Below are 18,319 nucleotides of genomic sequence, written 5' to 3'. Positions count from 1 at the left end.
CAAGGATTTGCGCATTGCGCAAATGCCAACAATACGCCTCAGCCAGCCGGTTGGGGCGTTTTTTGTGACCCAAAGGTGGCGCGGATCGTCTCGATCCACACATCGACTTGCTGGCCAACAGACTGAAACTGCGGATCGAGACGATCCGCGCCACCTTTTGGCCAGCCCTTTCATCGCCACCACACGTTACCGCATCCACTAAACGTCCTAATAAGCCCATTTTCACAATGTGACGAAGCTTGCGGAGATGGCGGAGCAAAATCTTTGGGTGCAGCGGCACGCTGCCGGGATGTTGGCTTGAAGTTGTGAAATGGGCCGACATGGTGTTAGGCCGGAGTCGACGTTATGAGCCAGACTGACATGCCTTTTCCCGAGAGCCCGGTATCGCCCGATGAGTATTCGTTGGACGAGCTTTTGCAGTTCGCCGAGGCCAATACGCTCAACGCACTGGAAAAGGAGAAGCTCGCCCGAACCTCGCCTTATACGGTTGGCCGCTTGCTGACCCGCCTGCCCGTCGACGACCGACGCGTCGTCCTGCGCCTGCTCAACATTGAGGGCGTGGCGGACGTGCTCTCCGAAATGGACAGCGAGCACGCGGCGGAGGTCATCGAGGCGATGCGCCAGTCCCGTGCGGTGAAAGTCCTCGAGGCCCTCGACCCGGATGACTCGGCGGACATCGTTGCCGACATGGAGGAGGTCAATCAGGACCGCCTCCTCAAGGACGTCGACCCCGAGACCGCGGAAACCGTCCGCACGCTGATTAGCTACCCGGAGGACTCCGCGGGCGGCATCATGACGACCGACGTCGCCACGGTGACCAAGGAGTGGACCGTGCGTCAGGCCGTTGACCACCTCCACACGCTCGACGACGAGCTGGAGCATATTTACTACGTTTATGTGGTCGATGCGGAGAACCACCTGGAGGGCATTGTGTCGATGCGCGACCTCGTGATGGCCAAGACCAACGAGATTATCGGCGACATCATGAAGACCGAGGTCCGCGGCGTGCTCAACGTGCTGACCGACCAGGAAGAAGTCACCCTGATCATGGCGCAGCACAACTTCCACGCGCTGCCCGTGGTGGACGATGACAACCAGCTGCTGGGCATCGTCACGGACGACGACATCATCGACATTATTCAGCAGGAGGCCACGGAAGACTTTCAAAAGGCCCTCGGCGCGGGTGGCGACGAAGCCCTCAGCGACGCGATCACGGAGAGCGTCAAACGCCGCAGCCCCTGGCTGTTTGTTAACTTGCTCAGCGCGTTTTTCGCCGGCGGCGTGATCTCAATGTTTCAAGACCAGATCAGCCACATGACGATCCTCGCCGTGTGCATGCCCATCGTCGCCAGTCTCGGCGGCAACGCCGGCGGCCAAACGCTGGCCATCGTGATCCGCACCCTGGCGCTCGGCGATTTCGAAGACCAGGACGCGCGCAAAGTGCTCCTCCGCGAAGCCGCCAAAGCCGGGCTCAGTGGCATCCTGGTCGGCATCACTGCGGCGTTCGCCGTGGGCATCCTGGCCGGGCATTGGGATGTAGCGGGCGTTATCCTGGCCGCGATGATTATCTCGATGACTTATGCCGGGCTCGCCGGCGCGTTGATCCCCATCACGCTGCGCAAGATGAAGCTCGACCCTGCGCAGAGCAGCCAAATGTTCCTCACCGCATCCACGGATATCGTCGGCTTCGCGGTCTTCCTCGGTCTCGGCAGTTGGATACTACTTTAACTCTGCAACACAAAGTAACCACACACCCATCATGAAATTTAACAGCGTTACCCCCGGCATTTTTTACACCGACCTCAACCCAGCGAAGGCCTTCTTTGTCGACTTCATGGGCTTTAATATACTCCATGAAGAGCCCGGCCTATGCGTCGTGCAACGCGACGGCGTCAAGTTTCACCTGGCCATTGACGAGGCGGAATACGCCAAGAATCCGGCACCGCTCTTTCGCATCGAAACGGATGATATCCAGGCCATCTGGCAAGAGCTCCTCGCGAAAGATCCGGACAAAAAAATCCTTCACCCGCGCTTTCCCAACGGCCCGGAACTGCGCCCCTGGAACGCATGGGAATTCGCCGTCGGCCACGGCGAGGACCGCGTCTGCCTGGTCTTCCAACAATGGGTCACCGAGTAACGATGAGCGCGCCACTCACCATCGGTATGGTCCTCTTCGAAGGCTTCGAGATACTCGACGTTTTTGGGCCGCTGGAATTTTTTGGCCGCTACCCGGAGCAGTTTAAAATCGTCATGCTCGGCGAATGCGTTGGCCCGATCCAAAGTGCTCAAGGCCCAACCGCCGTTGCCGACACCGACCTCACGACACACGTCGACATCCTCATCGTTCCTGGCGGCCAAGGCACCCGCCGCGAAGTGAACAACGAGGCATTCCTTGCCGCTCTTCGCACCCTCGCCGACAACGCGCAATACGTGTGCTCGGTTTGCACGGGCGCGGGGTTGCTCGCGAAAGCTGGCCTACTCAACGGCAAGCGCGCGACCACCAACAAACTCGCCTACGCCTGGGCTACATCGCAAGGCCCCGAGACCGAGTGGATCGCGGAAGCGCGTTGGGTCGCCGACGGCAATACCTTAACCAGCGCCGGCGTCACCGCAGGTATGGATATGGCCCTCGCGCTGATTGCCGAAATCATGGACCTCGACGCCGCCCGCGAAGCCGCCCGCTACGCTGAATACACCTGGAACGAAGCCCCCGGCAACGATCCATTCGCCAAACTCGCGGGGCTGGTGTAACGAATTTTAAACGCTAGAGATAACATGAAGTTGCCGGGTCCAGCACTTGCTCAACCCGGCAACTTCATGTTATCTCTAGTAAGCGCTACCGCTTCCGACGACGGACAGCAACCAGTGTTAGCAAGGAAGCCCCCACCAACAAGGCATAGGTGGTCGGCTCGGGAACCACTGTGGTCATTAGCACTGCATTGATGCCCGTTGAGTTAAAGGTCAGCGGTTCTTTTGTGCTACGGACGATAAACTGATCATTCAAATCCGGAGAAATATCGTCCCAGATAAGCCAATTCTGCGGCGCGAAACCATCGGTCTTAAAGTTCCAATCTTCGGAGGGAACCGGAGTCCCTTCCACCGTGCGGCTTGGAGCTTGGCCGTTGATCGTGAAGGTAGCGCCGTATTGGTCATCCGCAAAATTAGCGGATAGGAGCACTTCCAAGGTATAAACGCCAGGTGTCACATCTTTAAAGTAAGCGATATTGGCAACATGCTGCGTGGTAAAAAATAAATCTCCGCTTGCCTCCGTCGTTACCCAATCCTTCGCGAAGGAGCCACCGGCGCTAGCAGGCGTGCCACCGCTGCCGGCCAGGATTCCAGTAGCCAAGCCAGTATTGTAGTCGACCATAGCGAAATCGGTTAGACTAGTCGTGACATTGTTCCAGTTTCCGCTGGACAATGTGGAGCCGTAATCAACGCGAATCTCGATGCCAGCCTTCAGACCACCGGCCAATGACAGAAGAGCAATAGTAGTAAGCAGTTTCTTCATTAACAATAACCACCTACACAAATCTGAAACCAATGACAAGCAATAAGCCCCAAGGGATATACTGAATCATCAACAAAACATAGCCTTGGGCTCCTCCGCAGCGTTCGCGTGCGCCATGAGCTGCGGAAAAAACTCCAGGAAATCTTCTTCGATGCCGTCGTAAGCATCGACCAAGAGCGGGATGTATTGAGTCATGGTTTCACGGCGGCGAATGCGCTCGGAAAGGCGCTCGTCAATGCGCGCCATCGCGAGGTGGATGGACTTTGGGTCGCCGTAACGCCCGAGCCGATCACTCTCCACCAACGACTCCACAAAGGCACGCGCATCGTCCGGCAATCCCTCGGTGTGTTGCTCAGTTTCGACGTAGAAGTCATCCAGAAAGTCACGCATGCTTTGCGTTGCAAAGTTCATCCAATGCTTCGTCAGAAAGTGGTCATACACCACGTCGATCACCACCCCGCGCAAGTAACCGCGCTCCGAGAGGCGACGGCAACTGCGCTTCCACAGTTCGTGTGAGTCCGTGTAGTGGTCGATGCGGTAGTGGAGTTTGATCCCCGCGCTTAGATCGTCGCTCATCTCCGGCCACTTGCGGCCCTTGAGCAGATCGGCCAGCAAATTACCAAGCTGCATTTCGCAATTTGGCGGCGAGAGTGTTACGTGCGCGAGCCAGTTCATCTAATAATTTTACCTAAGCAAGTTATCGGCCGTTTTGTGGCTGCATTAAAAAATATCTCCGATGCCAAAACAGGAAACCACCGAAAGTATTTTCGAACAGAAGGCAGCAAAGAGAGCAAAGCCAGCAAGACATTTATTTAAGATTAGCGTGAATCGGTTAAAATTCTGAACTTCACCGTCCTACCGCCTTTCCACCCTCCGCTGCCTTCTGCTCAAGAAACATACGCCCCGCCCATTTGCCCAATGGGCAAATCCTCCGGTCCAGCAGGATGCTGGGATTTGCGCTTGTTAAATGGGGCCGCAGCGGCTTCAATGCGCGCGATACTGGCAACTATGGCAAAGAAAAAGAAACCGGTCTGGGAACTGCGCGGCTCCTCAATTCACAATCAGGGGATGTTTGCGCGGGTCGACATCAAGGAAGGCGAGAAGATCATCGAATACGTCGGTGAGCTCGTGCCGAAGGCCGAGTCCGAAAAGCGCTGCCTCGAGTGGGACGCCAAGGCCCGCAAGTCCGGCGAAGGGCTCGTTTACATTTTTGACCTCAATGAGGAATACGACCTCGACGGCAACACCGACAACAACCCCGCCAAATACATCAACCACAGTTGCGAGGAAAACTGCGAGGCCATCAACGAAGAGGACCGCATTTTCATCTACGCCAAGCAGGACATCAAGAAGGACGACGAGCTGTCCTTCGACTACGGCTACAGCATCGAGTGCTTCCTCGACCACCCCTGCCGCTGCGGCAGCGAAAAGTGCGTCGGCTACATCGTGGCCAAGTGCGATCGCCCGAAGCTGAAGAAGATTCTGAAAAAGAAAAAGGCCAAGGCCGCCGAAAAGGCGAAGAAGAAAAAGCAGGCGGCCAAAAAGAAGAAGTCCGCCAAGAAAGCCAAGACCGACAAGCAGGCCAAAGCCGCTAAAAAGAAAAAGAAGCAGTCGTGAAGCTCCTGGTGCTGACATCGAGCACCGGCGGCGGTCACGACATGCGCGCGCGTTCGCTCAAGGCCTGGGCCGAGCATCCTTCCGCCGCCAGCCTCGGCATCCAAGTCGAAGTTTTCCAGACACTTGAGAGCCTCGACGGCCTCTACAAGTTTGGCGTCGAAACCTACAACTGGATCCAGCTCCACGCGCCCTGGCTGCACCACGGGTATTTCAATTTCCTCGAGCTCGCCGCGATGCACCGCAAGGCCTCCGCGATCAAGGGCCGCGAGCGCTTTGCCGAAGAGCTCCTGCGCGTTCGGCCGGACGTCATCGTCAGCACGCACGCGCACCTGAACCACGGCTTCTTCGCGCTGGCCAAGGAGGTCCTCGGCGCGGACAAGGTCAAGTGCCTCACCTACTGCGGCGAGCTGTTCGGCGGCTACGGCTTCAGCAAGCACTGGGTCAACCCCGCGAGCGACGGCTTTATCGGCGCCGTGCAGGAGACCTGCGACTGGGCCGCGCACCTCGGCATGGCCGCGGATAAAAACCACGTCGGCGGCTTCATGCTCAACCCCGGCTTCTGGGTCGACCCGCTCTCGCCCGAAGCCAAACGCCAGTGGATCACCGACACGCTCGGGCTCGATCCCGACCAGTTCATTCTCGTGCTCGCGACCGGCGCCAACAGCGCCAACAATCACCTCGACCTGCTCGACGGATTGGCCCGCGCCAAGGTCTGCCCACAGGTCGTCGCGCTCTGTGGCCGCAACGAAGTCGCGCTCGACGCGCTCAACGTGTGGGGCATCGCGAACCCGGAAATCAGGATCAAGCCGCTGCCCTACTTCACCGAAATGTTCAAGCTGCTGCAATGCGCCTCAGCGGTCGTCGCGCGCCCCGGCACCGGCACCACGAGCGAAAGCATTCTCGCCGGCTGTCCGATCATTTTCAACGGCCTCGGCGGCATCATGCCGCAGGAGTGGATCACGGTAAAGTTCATGCGCGCCCACGGCATCGACCTCGTCATGAACCGCGCCGGCCAGCTCCCCAAGCTGGTCAAGCCGCTCCTCGACAACCCCGAGCAGCTCGCCGACACCAAGGCCAAGATGGTCCTCGTCCGCCCGCAACAGCACCCGCTCGACATTTTGAAAAGACTGGCGTCGCTGGCCTAGATCGATACGCTTCAATCGCATCGGTCAACACAAACCAATGAAACGCAACAAAAACAACCTGCTGGGCATCATCGGCTGCATACTCGGTTTTATTGCGCTGGTCGCAGCGTTTTACTCACCAGAGATTGCGGCTGCGATTGGCCCACCGACAAAGCCCCTCGAAGAAAACGTGGTCGATTTCGCCATCAAGTTGAAAGAGGCCGCCGAATCTAAAGCCAAGGGTGTGGAGTATCATGCCGAACCTACAGAACCCCTGCCTTCAGCAATCGTCATCGACGCAATCATCGCAGCTGGTCTAATTGCCGCAGGCTTCGGACTGGCATCGCTGATTCGCAAGGAACAGCGAGCGATTGCAGCCGCAGCCATGTGTCTAGGCGTTGGGGCTGCAGTAGTTCAGATTTCTATCCTAGTGGCGGCAGCTCTCATTTTCGTCATCTTGGTAATTGCGGCGCTAAGCTACCTCGGTATTGAATTCCCTTCCGCTTAAATTGAAACTGCGATCATGAAGTCCGTCGTTGCCCTGAAGCATCTCCAAGCCCGCCTGTTTTTGCACGCGGTGTTTCCGACATTGGACGATGTGATCAAGGCGTCGCCGAAAGCACAGACGCTGCTCAAAGACAACGGCTTCTCGCTCTGCTTCCGCACGCGCTCGGGGTTGCGCGCGAGTTACTTCTTTAAGACGACTGGCTGCGAATACATTGCGGGTGATTCGCAAACGGGCATCGAGCTGATGTTCCTCAGCGACGGCCAAGCCGCAGCAACGTTTTTTGAAAAGCCCGCCCTGCCCCCGCTTCCGCTCAAAGGCTTCAGCGCGCTCGGCAAGATGAAGACCTTCATCGCACTGACCAAAGAGATGGAGTCGTGGCTCAAGCCCAGCGACGAACAACTGGCCGATGAAAACTTCCGCCAAGTCTTTGCGCCAATGTCGATCGGCCTGGCGCTGCGCGCGACCTGCCAACTTTGCGTTGCAGAGCGAAAGAGCCGCGAATGGCTGGCCAGCGGACCGCAGGGCCTCGCCGCCTTCCAACTTGGCGAAAGCGGCACACCGCGCTGGATCAACTTTGTGAGCGGTGCCTTAAAAAGCGGCACTGGGGAACCACCGACCGAGCCCGCCGTCCGCGTGATTTTCAAGGACTCCACCATCGCCGCCAACGCCGTGCTCAACCGCCTCGATTCGATGGCCGCCGTCGGCCGCGGCGACATTAAAATCGTTGGCCTCGCGCCCTTGGCCGACCACCTCAACGCCCTGATGGAACGCGTGCAGGGCTTCATCGATCCGCCAAAGTCATGAGTTCGCATTACGAAAAATCCCTGTCTTTGTTTGAGCGCGCATCGAAGGTCGCGCCAGGCGGCATCTATGGTCACATGAGCCCCGCGGCCTGCCTGCCCGGCGCCAGCCCCTACTACGCGGCCAAGGCCGACGGCTGCCGCTACTGGGATGTGGACGGCCATGAATACATCGATTTCATGTGCGGCTACGGGCCGATCATCCTCGGCTATAATCACCCGGAAGTCGACGAGGCCGCCGCCAAGCAACGCGAACTCGGCAACTGTTTTAACCACCCCACCGAACGCTTCGTGGAGCTCGTGGAAAAGCTGGTTTCGCTGGTCGACTTTGCCGACTGGGGCGTGCTGGCCAAGAACGGCGGCGACGTGACTACGTGGGCAATCCAAGTCGCGCGCGAGCACACCAAGCGCAAGAAGATCATCCGCTTCAAGAGCTCCTACCACGGCGTTGATCCTTGGTGCACGCCGGGTCATGGCGGTCTGATCGACGAAGACCGCGAGCACATTCATAGTTTTGCCTTCAACGACCTGACCGCGTTCGAGGGGCTCGTCGATAAATACAAAGGGCAGATTGCCGCGCTGATTGTCAGCCCGTGGCATCACCCGGTGTTTGCCGATAGCGCATTCGGTGCCGATGGCTTTTTTGCCGGCCTGGAAAAGATTTGCCGCGCAGAAGGCATCGTGCTGATCAGCGACGACATTCGCGGCGGCTTCCGCTTGAACATCGGCGGCAGTCACGCGGAGTTTGGCTACACGCCGGACATTGTTTGCTTCTGCAAAGCCCTGGGCAATGGCTACCCGATTTCCGCCGCACTCGGCGCCGAGCAACTCCGCGTCGCCGCGAGCAAAGTCTTCCTGACCGGCAGCTATTGGAACAGCGCGGTTCCGATGGCCGCCGCCCTCAAAACGCTGGAGATCATCGAGCGCGACGGCGTCATTGCTCAACTCCAACAAACCGGCCAACGCCTCGCTGACGGCCTGGTGAAAATCGGAGAAAAGCACGGGCACGAAATCCGCCCCAGCGGCCCGCCAGCGGTCCCCTTCTACCGCCTCACCGAAGAAACGAACTTCGTGCGGCAGCAGCAATGGTGCGCCGAGGCCATGAAGCGCGGTGCCTTCCTGCACCCGCACCACAATTGGTTCCTCTGCGCCGCCCACACCAACGCCGACATCGACGCCGCGTTGCAAATCGCCGACGACGCGCTCGCCGCGTGCGTGGAAACGTGGGCCTAAGGCAGCGTGCCGCTGCACCGGAGTCTTGCGCCACTGGCGCTGGAACTCAACCACCGTTCTGTTCGCCTTGATATGCATTTTACGGTTATGCTTGCGTTTTCGTTATTAACTTTCGTTATTGAAACCATGCAAACAAACCCGCGCCCCAACATTCTCTTGATCACCAGTGACCAACAACATTGGATGACCATGGGCTACAACAACCCGGAAATTAAGACGCCGAACTTGGATCGACTCGCCGCACGCGGCCTGATTTTCGACCGGGCGTATTGCCCCAATCCGACTTGCACACCGACGCGTGCCAGCATCCTGACCGGCATGTATCCGAGCCAACACGGCGCTCACACGCTGGGCACCAAGCTCGACGAGTCGGTGCCGACGATGAACGACTCATGGCACGACGCGGGTTACCAAACCGCGCTCATCGGCAAGGCCCATTTCCAGCCACTCAAATCGACCGAAGAATACCCGTCGTTGGAATCTTATCCTATTTTGCAGGACCTTGAGTTTTGGAAAAACTACCAAGGGCCGTTCTACGGATTTGATCGTTTCGAGCTCGCGCGCAACCACGCCGACGAAGCGCACGTGGGCCAGCACTACGCGATTTGGATGGAAGAGAAGGGTTTCACCGACTGGCGCAAGTGTTACCAAAAGCCGACCGGCACCTCCGGCGAACAGTATGGCGAGTGGAACATTCCGGAAGAATTTCATTACAACACGTGGATAAGCGAGCGCACAAACGCGATCATCGAGGACTTCGCCGCAAGCGATACGCCGTTCTTTGTATGGTCGAGCTACTTCGATCCGCACCCGCCCTACATCGTGCCCAAGCCGTGGGTCGACATGTATGATCCGGACAGTCTCACCCTGCCCGAAGGTCGCGAGGGCGAGCACGACAAGAATACGATTTTCCACCAGATCACGCAGATGGAAAACCCGGTCTTGGCCGAGCATGGACTTGCCGCGGGTCAGTGGATGCATGGCGTGAGCAGTCACCTTCGCTCCGAGGCCGACAAGCGTAAGGACATGGCCATCTATTACGGCATGGTTTCGTGCATGGATCACTACATCGGCAAGACGCTCGACAAGCTCGACGAGCTGGGCTTGACCGACAATACGCTGATCGTTTTCACCACTGACCACGGGCATTACTACGGGCAACACAACCTCATCGCCAAGGGTCCTTTCCATTACGAAGACGGCGTCAAAGTGCCAATGATCGCGACCTGGCCGGGACACGTCCCAGCTGGTACGCGCACCGATGCCTTGCAAAGCCTGGTCGATTTGCCCGTCAGCTTTCTGTCCGCTGCGGGCATTGGCAAGCCGCAGAAAATGACCGGCCTCGACCAACTCAATGTCTGGACCGGCCAACAGGAAAAACTGCGCGATTGGTGCATCGTGGAAAACAACCACGAGCCCGGCGTTTGCGAGAACAAGACCTACATCGAAGCCGACTACAAGCTGACCGTTTTCCGCAACCTCGAAGCCGGCGAGCTCTATGATTTAAAGAACGATCCCGGCGAGTTTGAAAACCGTTTCGACGACCCAAGTTATCTGGAGATAAAATCGAAGTTGCTCCAGCGCTTCATGCAGGCTGAGATGGCAAAAGAAGTTATCAGCATGCCACGCATCTCAGGCGCCTAATGTCCGACGGAGTTTCCAAAAACGCACTGCCCGCGCTCGACCGCGGTCTCCACATTCTCAACCAGATCATTCGTGCTGGCGGCGCGGTGCGCTACTCCGAGCTGCGCGCAAATCTGCCGGGCATTCAGGACTCCAGTCTTTCGCGAACGCTGAAAGCGCTTGAGGCCTATGGCTACATTAGCCGCGACGCGGACATTGGCTACAGCATCACCGAACAAGTCCGCGCGTGGGGCAGCTACCTGAATAACGAGCGCCCCACCCTCGCCACGCTTGCGCAAAAAGAAGTCGACCAGCTGACGAGTAGCGCTGATGAATCCGCGGCGGTGGTGATCCTCGAGGGCGACCACATTACCACCTTGCACTCGAAATCCATGAGCGGCGGCATCTCGGTATTGCCGCCCGGCGGGCTGCTTCACTTCGAGCCCGACCACGCCGCGGCCATAGCGGTGCTCAGCGAATTACCGGCAAGCGAACGTAACGCATACCTCAAGGGACCACTGAGTAAGTTCCCGACAAAGCCCGCCTTTCGCCCGCACCTCGATGCCATGCGGCAAGACAGCGACTGCTTGATCGATCGCTCACAAGAGCGCCCGGGCGTTTGCCGCATCGCCCGTAGTTTTAAACATGGCGCGCAAATCGGCGCGGTCTTTTTCTGCCTGACAATCGAAGCCTGCCTCGCCAAGCAAGCAACCTTGGAATCACTGCTTTGCGGGGCAACGGACCAGCTCGGGCAAGGGGCTTAAGCTTTTATAACGACCGCATCGGGACATCCCCCAAGAAGCTTTTACGGAATATCCGCTTCCACCTTGAAGAACAGATTGGAAGACGACATTTCCAGATCGAGTATATCCTCCGGTGGACTAACAGCATTTTCCCAATCGCGCGCAACTGTCCAGTCAATCAAATCCGAACTAATCCAAACCCTGTACTGCACGCCAGAAACGCTGGGCCAGCCAATTCTAAGCATGCCGGATTCGGGAATCATCACGCAAGAAGTGATCGCAAAAACAGAACTCGGATCATGAGGGTCCGTGCCCAATGCAATTTCATCAGCATCGTTCCAACCATCGTTATCCGCATCAGTATCCTCACCAATATCCGTCACTGCGAGGGCTACAGAGAGGACCCCTACCGTTTCTGTAGCCGCATCGATGTTTAGCTGAATGTGATCAACAGCGGCAAACTGAGAGTCGCTGTTTTTTGCGCCAGCCAACCCACCCACTAACACCGCGATGTAATCGTAGTCATTTACGAGGGCGACCGTTTCCTGAAAGACTGTGTAGTCGCTCCCCGAGAGCTCTGCATCGGTGAGCCTCCGCTTGGCCACCAAGTCATCAAAGGCGCCACCGGTAAATGCATATCTACCGCCGATGTCCACGCTCAGATCAGTGAAGCTGTTGAAGCCAACAATTTGGTAGCAGCCTACATCATCCAAATTCTGTAACTCACGTCCCGGTGTCGCAAAGGAAGCGGAAAAGGTAAGTTCCTTGCCTGATAGATCGACAGCAGTGACGTCAACAATCTGAACGAGCCCCCGCTTTGAGGTGGATTGAAACAACATAGAAACGCTGCCGTCCTGACCACTCACAATCGAGCTAATATCAGCAAGATCCATGTTACTATCCTCATTCACCTCCCGCGTAAGCCATTGCCCAATCATGTCCACAGTCAGAGGTAAGTCCCCGGCGTTCCCGGTGAAGTTGAAGTTTGCCGCTCCAGACTCAAACGAACCGTTTACCAATAAATTGAGCGAAGGCTGAGGAGCCGCAATCACCGCTATCGTTACAGTGGCAGGATCACTAATATCCTGACCGTCATCCACCGTAAACGTAAAGCTGTCAGCGCCACTGTAGCCAGCACTTGGAGTGTATGTCAGATTGGGCGCCGCACCACTCAACTCACCATGAGAAGGAGCCGATGAAACACTGTAAGTCAGTGAATCATTTTCTTGGTCTGAACCGGTCAGTGTAATGACTACAGAGTCGCCTTCGGCAACTGACGCAGAGCCATCATAGGCGACAGGAGGGGTATTCGAGGCCGTCTTAATTGCCAGCATGACATTATCAACGGCCACATATTGAGCGTCGTCGTTATTCGAGCCAGCCAAGCCCCCGACCAGCACCGCAATGTAGTTGTAATCATTTTGCACGCTAATGGTTTCACTGAATACCGTGTAAGTGCTTTCCGAGAGTTCGGCATCCGCAATACGGCGCTTAAACATCAGCTTGTCATAATTGCCACCACTGAATCCATAGCTTCCACCAATGTCCACAGTCAGGTCAGTAAAATCATTGAAGCCAACAACCTGATAGCAGGCCATGTCGTCCGATTCGAGCTCACCGCGCCCTGGCGCAACAAATGATACAGACAAAACCAAATCGCGCCCGGAAAGATTCATTTGCGAAACATCAACGACCTGAACCAAACCTCGCCGGTATGCCGATTGAAATAACATCGACACGCTGCCGTCCTGGCCATTGATGTTCGAACTGATGTCGGCAAAATCCATGTTACGATCCTCATTCTTCTCGCGCGTGATCCATTGCCCAACCATATCCAGCGTCAAAGGCAGATCGCCAGCGTTGTCAGTAAAGTTGAAATTAGCCGCGCCTGACTCGAATGAGCCATTAACCAACAAATCAGATGATGCAGGCAGGTCGAATGCGGGTTCGAAAGTAACTTGTATCGAGTGCGCCGTCGTTACATCACTGAAAGTGTAAGCGACAACAGCTCCGACGCTCACGCCATCCACCACGACATCTGCCACTTGATAACCAAAGTCTGACATAAACGTAAAAGTCTGGCTCGCCCCTTCCGCAAGCTCGACAGCATTCGCGGGAAGTACCGAACCATTGGCGTTATGCGTTACACTCAGGCTGTGCGTCACTGGGTTATCCGGATTATTTGGATCAACTGCGGACCTAAAATATTCTGCTGAAATCGTTTCCCTTTCGATGCCCGGACCTTCCCAATCCAAGGAGAGTTCGTTGGTATCATAGCCCTCGAAGGTTTCGGTATCCAGCTTGTGCAACCCCTGCTCCAGGTAGAGCTTCAGCGGAATGTATAAGTGACTGTCTTTAACACGCGCAGAGTCGACCACCAAGGTGTCGTCAATCCATAAGCGACCTCCTCCGCAGTGGAAATAAAACGTGTAGAGTCCAGTAGTGGGGATGTCGAGATAGCCCTCGGCTTTCATTGCACTATAGGTGTTCGCCGTCAATGGATTGGATAGCTGCGCTACGTTTCGCAGAGTCGCAGGTGTCCCCCAATCATCAGATTCAGAAACGACCCCACTGAGCCCCGGATGATCAACCCCCTGGTATTCGCTGATCCATATTCCCTCACGCAATGACACCGCAACGGACTGCGCCGGGAACATGGAAAAAACCTGGTATTCATTGATTACCGACGGATAAACGCCATCCGCATTTTCCTCGGTAATGCGGACCGTCGAGGCAAGGTTACTCGGCGCCAAATAGGTGCTGGTAGCTGTCGCGGCAGCAAAGGCGCCGCCATCAACAGAAATCTGCGTATTGCCTGAATCCCCATTAGTCATCCACTCAAAATCGCCACCATTGGTCAGTGCGATTTCAGGAGTGAATTCCAAAGGGAAGAAAAGATCGTCGCCCAACAGTTTTGGCGTGGGAATCGAAGAAACGCTGTTAGCCATGCGTAGATTGATATGGTGCGCTTCACGCCAATTCTTATAGCCTTCAATTACGGTATCACCATCGATCGTGAAGGCGACATCCTCCTTAACCACGACTCGCTGCTCGGCGCCTTCTTGCACCACGTTCAACACCGTGAACCCATTGACAAAAATGACATTGCCGGATACATCACAGAATTCCAACAGAGCAACTTCTCCGGCTAATTCCTCACCGACAGGCAACCCTGCATCGGTAAGAAAGCTGTCTTGGCTGTCACCATCCTGACGGCGGGTGGGGCTCGAAACCGCTCCCGTAAACTCTGCCACCGAACTGGTGAGTGTTTTCCCGTTGGCGGATACGGAAACACCGCCAACCATCCAAAGATCCGTATTGTCTCCATGAATGCTGGCCATTGCGCATTGGGCATTCGCGCTCACCGGACCGTATGACATTTCGGCCTGTCCACTGAACGATAGCAGATAATAGTCGGACCGTCCACTCGTGGTTGTAATGGTCACGCCAAGTGTATTGGCGCCAAGCCATTCCTGCTCAACTGACTGGATCGACGATGCGCCATTCTTTAACTCATGAACCGCAACGAAAGTAGATTCCAAATTGCCCGCCGAATCTTCGCGACGAAGAACGATTTGGGCAGAGTTTCCCGAGGCTCCACCAAACAGCGCCTCGCCACGCGCAATGATGAGTTCGGTTGATTCATCCTGAAAGAAATGACTACGCGTTCCAACGCTGGGATCACTGTCAAAAGACAGCTCCACGTAGCCACTTTTATCGAGCGGCCCTGATACGGTCTCGCTTAAGCCGAGTGATTGAATGTCGGCATCATTTTGCAAGTTGAAATTAGTTGAGAAAGACTGAACTTCATGAGCCGACCCAACCAGGCGGTAATCATGCGTACTGCCACCGGCTACCTCAAAAACGTCCAGCACATAAGGATGTGCCAGGTCCATAGTGTTAAGCGCAATGGTGCGGCGATAGCGATTAGCCCGAGTCGACCCGTTATCATGTTGCATACCGGGAAGTCCATCCGTCCGCGTGATGGATATTCCCCTGAAGTTGGGTGTATACCATTCCAGATTGCCCCGATTGTCGTGGGAGAGATCGTTGCGGTAGGCTGCGTTACCATCGACATAAACCAAAGAATGCTGCGCACTGCTTTTAGAAAGCCGGTCGCCAAACAATTCGCGTCCGTGCCCCCAGAGATACAGATTCAGCATGTCCATATGGGCGTGATTATTGCCACCCGACCAGTGCAAATGAGCCTCGACCTGCTCGTCACCAGCACCATCTGCCAGCACCACTTGCCCCAGTCCTGGTAAGATTCGAGTTTGGGTTTCTCCAATCAATCCGTGCAAATACGGCCCATCGAGGATATCAGCAGCATCGTGCCAAGGCAGATCATTGCCATCCGGGAGAATCAGTGAACGCCAATTCCAATTCAACCTTTGCATATTGGGCGATGTGCGTGGATCGAAATAATCAAGCCGCACACCATCCTCATCCACATAGCCGACCGGGTCGCTGTAATGCGCCAAGGCATAGGAAGCCCAAACCGGGTTACTCATCCAAAGGCGATGATACCATGGCCCCTGTGTTGAAACAGCATCCCAGCCAAGGTCATACATGCTTTCAGAATACGCGATCACATCACGAACATACCGTGCATAATCCGGGCGCCCGCATATCGCCGCCAATTCAGCCACCTTGCGAAAGTGCGACTGAGTGTTGCCGCGGATATGAAACGTCCATTCATAAGCCTGCACATAGTCAACTGCAGTATCAAAGATGCGGTCCTCGATCAACTCACGCAGCGTCTGGCCCCAACCCGGAACCGTGTCGTCCATGCCCGGAGAGGCATAGCAAATATCGTAAACATACGCGAGGTCACTGGGAATTGAGCCTGTCCACGGCCAACGCACCCACAAGGAACCCGTATGTGGATATGCGGGTCGCCAATCTTCGACTTCCTGCCCATCCAAAACTCCTGGGGCGCCGGTGTCGTAGTAGATGCGATTATATTCGTCGACTGGCAGATACGTCGGATACACCTTGGCGTATTCAAGCAGCACAGCTTGTACGCGCTCAGCGTAGTAGGCGGCTTTTTCTGGGTCAGTATCCTTGTTTTGAAACCAAGCACGGGCCAGATCGAGGTATCCCTTCTGCATCGTTTCAAAGCGGCAAGTATCCAATTGCCCGCGAAGGTAGTAAACATTTCCTTCGCTATCCTCATAATATTGAATTGCCGTTTCGGTTCCCCAAGGCGTTTGCAAGACCTTCGTCTGCTCTGGGAAAGAGTCATTGTCCGGAAATTGTTCGGAGCAGTGGGCACAGGTAATGTGATCCGGATCATTGAAATCAAATTGCCAATCATGATTACCACAATTTGGACAATCCGAGGTCATACTTGGGACCTGTTCCGGCACAAGATCCGCCCACTGCTGTGGCGTCAAATCGTGGCTGCCTGCCGACTGCAAATAGGCCTCTCCATTGCGCATGTTATGGCTATAGATCGGATGCGCCTTCGCAAAATCAGGTGATAGTTGAACCGACACATCAGGATAATCCGGCGCCCCCAAGTCGAGGTTTTCGTTTTCTCCAGCCCAAGCAGTTGCCTGAGTGACCAACAATAAACCGAACAGAGCACTCAGCCTTTTGATGCAAGGCCTACCCACAGCATTGGAGAGTATAACTTCGAGAACAAAGGCGAACCACTGGCGGCGCAAAGAATACAGGGATAGATTGAGTATAGTAATCGACATAATACGAAGATTGGTTTCACACTGCATGGCATGGGAAGTTCAGTTAGTTACTAAACGACCTCACGCATGCCTACGCCTAAACTATACGCCGTATTATGAAGACAGAATATCCGAATTCGGACACGCTGTAGATATTCAGAGAAAATTAACGTTTAACCGTCTCAACGCATCGAGGTCACGGTACCGTGTTTCCCTGGGCAGCTCACCAAACAGCTCACTGTAAAACTGACTCGCGCGGGATAGATGCGTAAACCCATGATCGCTAAATGCGCGGGTGATGCGCCCCCTCCCAAGTCGGCTCTGTGTTAGTTGCTGGCGAACCCGATTCAGGCGTTTGCACAGAAAAAAACGCTCTGCCGAAAGTCCGGCCCAAAACTGAAATGCCCGATTGATGGTGCGCGGCGTAACTCCAACGGAATCAGCCAATTGGCTTACCGTCAAAGCTTCCCCCCGCTCTTCATAATAATCGGATAAAGCGATCGCTTCTTTTAAAATTTGATTGTAGCGGCTGGCAGTGGCGTTAACGGGAGACCGCTGTTCCAACTGCATGGCAAAGTGCGCATCGAGCACTTCTTTTAAATGTGCGAGCAAGCGATTACGCTGCAAGAGTGGGAAGAGCGGATCAATCAGTTGGTCAGCAGTTGGCAATGCATTAGCTAAGGCGTGACAACAGCTCAAAAGCGCCTGCAATGAATCTGGGTGCGGCCGAAACCAGTATTTATCCGAGACAAGCCAATTCATTTCGCCAGCTAAGGCTTGCGAAAGATGAATGAAGTATCCTTTCCCACCCGGAGGAGAAAGCATTTCAAAATCACCGAGCTGTGGACCAATTGCAATTTCTCCAGGCGCGCCGACATTAGAACACCATTTGAACGCAATGTGATCAACGTCATAGGGAACAATGAGGTGTATGCCGCTGCCTTTGAAATGCTGCTGCGTACGCATGAGAGTGAATTGTTGTACTCTCGTAAAAATCAGTTCTGGCATCATTAAAGTTTCCAATGATGTCAGGGCAGGACCAGGCGCCAACTGCGTCACCTCCTGCGTGATAAAAAAAGTTGGCTGAGTGAATTCCTCTGCATGAGTAATCCGCTGAAAATCAAATTTAAATGTGGGCTGCTGGTCCACGCATTCCAGCCTTATAATTTCAGGAACCAGGTCAACGCTGGTTTGCTACGCGTGCAGATTAAGCAGAAGAAGTCTGCCATCATGCTGCCCATCCTTCAACAGATATAACTTTGCAATGCAAAGTTATATCAAAGGTAAAAAACATCGGTCGAAGCATCGATCTACCCGCCTCCGAAAGCGAAGAAAATTTTCCAACTCCTCGCCTGGCACCCAAGGATTGATCGAGACAAAAATCTGCTCAACCCGTGAACTGAAGTAGTTACGAGGCAATCTGACAGTTGTGTGATAGACCATGGATTATCAGTCTGGTCCTAATGCAAGAACGAC

Annotated in this window: 14 protein-coding genes; 10 read left to right on the top strand and 4 right to left on the bottom strand. The window is 55.3% G+C overall.

The window, feature by feature from the left end; all coding sequences use genetic code 11:
- The first annotated feature begins 345 nt into the window (after nt 1-345).
- Genes mgtE through RBB62_RS10980 form a run of 3 tightly spaced genes read left to right on the top strand, consistent with a single transcriptional unit; the run spans nt 346 to nt 2,751 of the window.
- Complete coding sequence (gene mgtE, locus RBB62_RS10990) at nt 346-1,728, top strand: magnesium transporter (RefSeq protein WP_309398886.1); 1,383 nt, start codon at nt 346-348, stop codon at nt 1,726-1,728.
- 31 nt (nt 1,729-1,759) lie between these two features.
- On the top strand, nt 1,760-2,137 hold the full coding sequence (locus RBB62_RS10985; protein ID WP_309398885.1) for a VOC family protein: 378 nt from the start codon (nt 1,760-1,762) through the stop codon (nt 2,135-2,137).
- A 2-nt stretch (nt 2,138-2,139) separates the two neighbouring features.
- Nucleotides 2,140-2,751: a DJ-1/PfpI family protein gene (locus tag RBB62_RS10980; RefSeq protein ID WP_309398884.1), complete on the top strand. Its 612-nt coding sequence runs from the start codon at nt 2,140-2,142 to the stop codon at nt 2,749-2,751.
- 85 nt (nt 2,752-2,836) lie between these two features.
- Here the strand turns inward: RBB62_RS10980 and RBB62_RS10975 are convergent, their stop codons facing one another.
- Together RBB62_RS10975 and RBB62_RS10970 are read right to left on the bottom strand one after the other, a co-directional pair.
- Nucleotides 2,837-3,511, bottom strand: a complete 675-nt coding sequence (locus RBB62_RS10975; protein WP_309398883.1) for a PEP-CTERM sorting domain-containing protein — start codon at nt 3,509-3,511, stop codon at nt 2,837-2,839.
- 69 nt (nt 3,512-3,580) lie between these two features.
- Nucleotides 3,581-4,186, bottom strand: coding sequence for an acyl carrier protein phosphodiesterase (locus RBB62_RS10970; RefSeq protein ID WP_309398881.1), 606 nt, complete (start codon nt 4,184-4,186; stop codon nt 3,581-3,583).
- A 333-nt stretch (nt 4,187-4,519) separates the two neighbouring features.
- Here RBB62_RS10970 and RBB62_RS10965 point away from each other — a divergent pair, with 333 nt between their 5' ends.
- The 7 genes from RBB62_RS10965 to RBB62_RS10935 all read left to right on the top strand — a co-directional run bounded on the left by RBB62_RS10965 (nt 4,520) and on the right by RBB62_RS10935 (nt 11,180).
- A complete protein-coding gene (locus RBB62_RS10965) occupies nt 4,520-5,128 on the top strand; it encodes an SET domain-containing protein (RefSeq protein WP_309398879.1) in 609 nt (202 codons plus the stop codon).
- Nucleotides 5,125-6,273 (top strand): glycosyltransferase, encoded by a 1,149-nt coding sequence (locus tag RBB62_RS10960; RefSeq protein ID WP_309398878.1) that lies wholly within the window; start codon nt 5,125-5,127, stop codon nt 6,271-6,273. The genes RBB62_RS10965 and RBB62_RS10960 overlap by 4 nt, the downstream gene beginning before the upstream one ends.
- 37 nt (nt 6,274-6,310) lie before the next feature.
- The gene (locus RBB62_RS10955; RefSeq protein ID WP_309398877.1) at nt 6,311-6,760 is read left to right on the top strand and encodes a hypothetical protein; all 450 of its coding nucleotides are present in this window, start codon (nt 6,311-6,313) and stop codon (nt 6,758-6,760) included.
- Between the two features lie 15 nt (nt 6,761-6,775).
- Nucleotides 6,776-7,564 carry a hypothetical protein gene (locus RBB62_RS10950; protein WP_309398875.1) on the top strand — a complete coding sequence of 263 codons (789 nt, stop codon included), beginning with the start codon at nt 6,776-6,778 and terminating at the stop codon, nt 7,562-7,564.
- Nucleotides 7,561-8,793, top strand: coding sequence for an aminotransferase class III-fold pyridoxal phosphate-dependent enzyme (locus RBB62_RS10945; RefSeq protein ID WP_309398874.1), 1,233 nt, complete (start codon nt 7,561-7,563; stop codon nt 8,791-8,793). The genes RBB62_RS10950 and RBB62_RS10945 overlap by 4 nt, the downstream gene beginning before the upstream one ends.
- Nucleotides 8,794-8,919: 126 nt before the next feature.
- Nucleotides 8,920-10,437: a sulfatase family protein gene (locus tag RBB62_RS10940; protein ID WP_309398873.1), complete on the top strand. Its 1,518-nt coding sequence runs from the start codon at nt 8,920-8,922 to the stop codon at nt 10,435-10,437.
- Nucleotides 10,437-11,180 (top strand): winged helix-turn-helix transcriptional regulator, encoded by a 744-nt coding sequence (locus RBB62_RS10935; RefSeq protein WP_309398870.1) that lies wholly within the window; start codon nt 10,437-10,439, stop codon nt 11,178-11,180. The genes RBB62_RS10940 and RBB62_RS10935 overlap by 1 nt, the downstream gene beginning before the upstream one ends.
- Nucleotides 11,181-11,221: 41 nt before the next feature.
- On the opposite strand, the gene RBB62_RS10930 is transcribed toward RBB62_RS10935, so the two are convergent.
- Both RBB62_RS10930 and RBB62_RS10925 read right to left on the bottom strand, forming a co-directional pair.
- On the bottom strand, nt 11,222-16,891 hold the full coding sequence (locus RBB62_RS10930) for an Ig-like domain-containing protein (RefSeq protein WP_309398869.1): 5,670 nt from the start codon (nt 16,889-16,891) through the stop codon (nt 11,222-11,224).
- Nucleotides 16,892-16,999: 108 nt separating this feature from the next.
- The gene (locus RBB62_RS10925) at nt 17,000-17,992 is read right to left on the bottom strand and encodes an AraC family transcriptional regulator (RefSeq protein ID WP_309398868.1); all 993 of its coding nucleotides are present in this window, start codon (nt 17,990-17,992) and stop codon (nt 17,000-17,002) included.
- Nucleotides 17,993-18,319: the final 327 nt, after the last annotated feature.

Origin of the sequence: Cerasicoccus maritimus (assembly GCA_031296935.1) — a bacterium.
Classification (GTDB): Bacteria; Verrucomicrobiota; Verrucomicrobiia; order Opitutales; family Cerasicoccaceae; genus Cerasicoccus; species Cerasicoccus maritimus.
The sequence above is the reverse complement of the archived record's forward strand: the minus strand, read 5'-3'. Positions and strand labels throughout refer to the sequence as shown.

Bases quoted from the DNA above. Each gene is read 5' to 3' on its own strand.
- RBB62_RS10985 (WP_309398885.1), top strand. From the start codon at position 1,760: ATGAAATTTAACAGCGTTACCCCCGGCATTTTTTACACCGACCTCAAC.
- RBB62_RS10935 (WP_309398870.1), top strand. From the start codon at position 10,437: ATGTCCGACGGAGTTTCCAAAAACGCACTGCCCGCGCTCGACCGCGGT.
- RBB62_RS10980 (WP_309398884.1), top strand. From the start codon at position 2,140: ATGAGCGCGCCACTCACCATCGGTATGGTCCTCTTCGAAGGCTTCGAG.
- RBB62_RS10940 (WP_309398873.1), top strand. From the start codon at position 8,920: ATGCAAACAAACCCGCGCCCCAACATTCTCTTGATCACCAGTGACCAA.
- RBB62_RS10965 (WP_309398879.1), top strand. From the start codon at position 4,520: ATGGCAAAGAAAAAGAAACCGGTCTGGGAACTGCGCGGCTCCTCAATT.
- RBB62_RS10945 (WP_309398874.1), top strand. From the start codon at position 7,561: ATGAGTTCGCATTACGAAAAATCCCTGTCTTTGTTTGAGCGCGCATCG.
- RBB62_RS10930 (WP_309398869.1), bottom strand. From the start codon at position 16,891: ATGCAGTGTGAAACCAATCTTCGTATTATGTCGATTACTATACTCAAT.
- RBB62_RS10970 (WP_309398881.1), bottom strand. From the start codon at position 4,186: ATGAACTGGCTCGCGCACGTAACACTCTCGCCGCCAAATTGCGAAATG.
- RBB62_RS10950 (WP_309398875.1), top strand. From the start codon at position 6,776: ATGAAGTCCGTCGTTGCCCTGAAGCATCTCCAAGCCCGCCTGTTTTTG.
- RBB62_RS10975 (WP_309398883.1), bottom strand. From the start codon at position 3,511: ATGAAGAAACTGCTTACTACTATTGCTCTTCTGTCATTGGCCGGTGGT.
- RBB62_RS10955 (WP_309398877.1), top strand. From the start codon at position 6,311: ATGAAACGCAACAAAAACAACCTGCTGGGCATCATCGGCTGCATACTC.
- mgtE (WP_309398886.1), top strand. From the start codon at position 346: ATGAGCCAGACTGACATGCCTTTTCCCGAGAGCCCGGTATCGCCCGAT.